This window comes from Iodidimonas sp. MBR-22, assembly GCF_029946565.1.
GTDB classification, from domain to species: domain Bacteria; phylum Pseudomonadota; class Alphaproteobacteria; order Sphingomonadales; family Rhodothalassiaceae; genus Iodidimonas; species Iodidimonas nitroreducens.
The window spans coordinates 1-2,235 of record NZ_JARKVQ010000038.1; the positions used below are offsets into that span (position 1 = coordinate 1).

General features: G+C 60.1%; 4 protein-coding genes and 1 pseudogene. 1 reads left to right on the plus strand and 4 read right to left on the minus strand.

Annotation, left to right across the window (positions count from 1 at the left end):
- Positions 1-77: 77 nt before the first annotated feature.
- The 4 genes from QK300_RS13525 to QK300_RS13540 are packed head-to-tail and all read right to left on the minus strand — an operon-like array spanning position 78 to position 1,812.
- Entirely contained in the window at positions 78-263 is a 186-nt protein-coding gene (locus tag QK300_RS13525; protein ID WP_281302233.1) for a hypothetical protein, read from the minus strand.
- Positions 260-613 carry a hypothetical protein gene (locus tag QK300_RS13530; protein WP_281302335.1) on the minus strand — a complete coding sequence of 118 codons (354 nt, stop codon included), beginning with the start codon at positions 611-613 and terminating at the stop codon, positions 260-262. The genes QK300_RS13525 and QK300_RS13530 overlap by 4 nt, the downstream gene beginning before the upstream one ends.
- Complete coding sequence (locus tag QK300_RS13535; protein WP_281302231.1) at positions 613-1,071, minus strand: DUF5681 domain-containing protein; 459 nt, start codon at positions 1,069-1,071, stop codon at positions 613-615. Before QK300_RS13535 ends, QK300_RS13530 begins: the two co-directional genes overlap by 1 nt.
- Positions 1,072-1,101: 30 nt before the next feature.
- Entirely contained in the window at positions 1,102-1,812 is a 711-nt protein-coding gene (locus QK300_RS13540; protein ID WP_281302230.1) for a hypothetical protein, read from the minus strand.
- 235 nt (positions 1,813-2,047) lie between these two features.
- Here QK300_RS13540 and QK300_RS13545 point away from each other — a divergent pair.
- Positions 2,048-2,235: pseudogene (locus tag QK300_RS13545) on the plus strand (hypothetical protein); the annotation flags it as partial.

Consider the following 2,235-nt stretch of genomic DNA (forward strand, 5'->3'; position numbering starts at 1 on the left):
AAGACGCTCCAACGTCTGAACACGAGTAGAATCAACACCGTGCATCATGTCCACAAATTTAAACCGGACAGCAGTGGTCAGCCCTCGCCCTTGAGCACGCGCATCGCTGCGCCCAAGCGCACGGCGCGGTGCAGGTTGGCTTCGCTTGCGCGTTCCCGCTCCGCTGCTTCCTCGATCCGGCGCTGGTGAATCACCTTCAGGTCGTCGCTGGTCACGCCGTTCTTGCGGGGTCGGTTCTCATGGTCGAGGTGATCGTTCTTCATTGCAACACTCCATCCTTGATTTGCAGCACTCCGATGCTGGTGAGCAGGTCTAGCCCCGCAAGTCGCTCGTCAAAGTCGGTGCGGCCAAGGAAGCCCTCAAAGCCAGTCGCGGTCGCCAACCGCTTGAAGTAGTCGTCGCGCGAAGGCATCGTGTCGATCTCGATGGGGTGGGCCATGTAGTCTGCCATGTAAAGCGCCCAGCGAAGCGCCGCGTAGAACCGTTCGATTGGTTCAGCCGTCAGCATTACGCGGGAAGCGTTGGGAGGCGAGATGAACACCGCCACGCATCGGTCACCGGGCAGCGGGTTGCCGAACATGACGTAGTTCCGCTGTGTGGTTATCATCGGCATTAGTTCACCGCCTTTGCTTCGAGTTGAATGATGCGGTCTTCCAAGTCGGCAACCGCTTGAATGCCCGCGACCGCGTTGAGGCACCCGATCAGGATGCGCCCCGTGTCAGGGTCCACGTTGCCGTCAGCGACCGCTTGCATGATTTGCCGCGCCTGCTCCGGCAGCGGTGCGTCGCTGCTCAGTTCAAACTGCACCTTCTCTGCCTGCGCCTTCTTGGGTGGCGAAATGCGCGCCAGCACGAGGGCAGCGGCTTGCATGTCACCTTCCAGCGCAGCGTCTATGACCACACGCGCAACAGCGGGTCCGTCATCGTTCAGCGCCTGCGCGATCCTGTCCCGCTTCGACAGCGACCCCTTGGGCCTGCCAGCAGGGTTTGGGGACTTCATTCCGACGACCCACTTGCCCGCAGGCTGCGGCTCGTACCCCTTCATCCATTCTGGTTGCGATGCATCTGTCATGCGGTGCTCCGTGATCTAATCATGGTTGATTCAGCGGTCCTGCATGACGAACGCTTTTTCAGCCGCCGTCTTCGCTTCCCTCAAAGCCTTGGCCTTGTGCGGGGGCGCGCCGACCGCACGTTCGAGTTCCTTGAACACCAGCCCCGCCCGCTCCTCTATGAGCATCTTGGCAGCGGTCATGACCTTGAGACGCTTCGCTGTCGCGGGGTTGTGGCGCTCGTGATACATGCGGGTCAGCGTCTTCTGCATGTTCGCGTCGATGCCCGACAGAATGGCAGGCGCACCGAGCACGGCGGTTGCAACGGTGTGGTCACCATCAGCAATCGCCTGCCGGATGAGGTTCATGCGTTCGCCCGTGGGCAGACCCTTCACATGGGCGCGCACCTCGGCGGCGATGGTGCCTGCTGCTTTGCTCTCAACCGGCTGCGTCAGTTCACCCTCAAGGTGCGCGATACCCTTCTCCAAGTTGACGCGCGTGCTGTCGAAGCCCTTGGCAATGCGCGCGAACATCTTCTGCGCGAGGCCGTCGGTCATGATGATTTGCGTGGCCTCGTTCCAAGTCGGGTTCGTCTTGGCCTGCTCGCGCGCTGCGTGAACATCGGCGATACCCTGATAAGCCGCACCGAATGCGTGCAGCGTGGGTGCGAGCACCGCTTCGGTCTCGCTGTCGTACCCTTCGATCTGCTCGACATTTTTCGGATGCAGGGCGGGTGAGACTTGTGTGTGGATTTCGGTGCTCATGGTGCTGATAACCCCTGATACGGCTGGAAATGTGCTGCAACGCTACCTGTTTCACCCATAAGTCAACAAGCGAAAAATATTTCACTTCAATGGGTTAGGTCCGTTTTGCGCGTCGTCCCGCATGGGTCTGCGTATTTTGTGCGGGGCTTCGGTCCGAAAAGTCGTTGCCGGTCTCGGATGATTTGTCGTGTACCTGTGGTGTGAACTTGAACAAAACAGGAACAGGAGCGACGATATGGACGAGATGACCACATACACCCGCCGCGAGAACGCCCGTCGTGCCGGGGTAGCTGCGGGCGTGCCCGCTGACCGGATCAAGATCACGGTCCACAAGGAAGGTGGCGAGGTGAGATGCCCCACGTTTTCTAGACACCTGCCTCTTTCAGTTTCTGCTGTCTGGCTTCGAAGTCAACGGGCGACAAC